This window comes from Curtobacterium sp. MCBA15_016 (assembly GCF_001865105.1).
GTDB lineage: Bacteria > Actinomycetota > Actinomycetes > Actinomycetales > Microbacteriaceae > Curtobacterium.
In genome coordinates this window covers 7617-8251 of record NZ_MJGR01000045.1, presented here as the reverse complement: position 1 = coordinate 8251, position 635 = coordinate 7617, and the positions used below count along the sequence as shown (strand labels likewise).

General features: G+C 69.3%; 1 protein-coding gene. It reads right to left on the bottom strand.

Annotated features, from left to right (window positions below; genetic code table 11):
* Positions 1-93 precede the first annotated feature (93 nt).
* Positions 94-635: hypothetical protein (locus tag BIV03_RS16140; RefSeq protein WP_175475918.1), on the bottom strand; the 542-nt coding region annotated here is incomplete at its 5' end.

The following is a 635-nucleotide window of genomic DNA, read 5'->3' as shown; positions in this document are numbered from 1 at the left end:
CGGCACCGAGCGCGCCGAGGACCGCCGCGGCGCGCTCGATGCTCTGGTTCGGAGGGGTGGTGGCCATCCGCCCATTCTGTCCCGTGGAGTCGATCAGGACACCGTGACACCGCTGACGAACTGGTTCGTCCGCACCTGTGCCGTGGTGAGGGGTGCGCCGCCGAGCACGACGTCCTCGAGGGCGACGTCCGACACCCCGTGCGTCGCGTCCCACCCGGACAGCGTCACCGTGTCGGCCGTGACGTCGGTGAAGTCGCGGATCGTGATGCCCGTGATCCTGCCCCGCTCGTCGCGGTACCCGGTGTCGTTCGAGTACTGGCCCTTGAGCACCTGCAGCACGATGGCCTGCCCGCCGACGGGCTGTGACTCCACGTGGAAACCGTCCACGGTGACGTCGGAGACCGTCGCCCAGTCCTGGACGTCGAACTTCAGGGCGACCTCCTTCGCGCGGAGGACGTACGACTGCGTGATGGAGACGTCGGTGAAGACCTCGGTCTCCATGGACGAGCCGAACCGGACGGGGTTGCCGCCGGTGACGTTCCAGAACGTGGTGTCGGTCGCGTGCAGCCCACGGGTCTCCGGTTCGCCGTTCGTGGCCGCGTCGAGGGCGTGCCAGCCGAACCCGTCGTCACCGC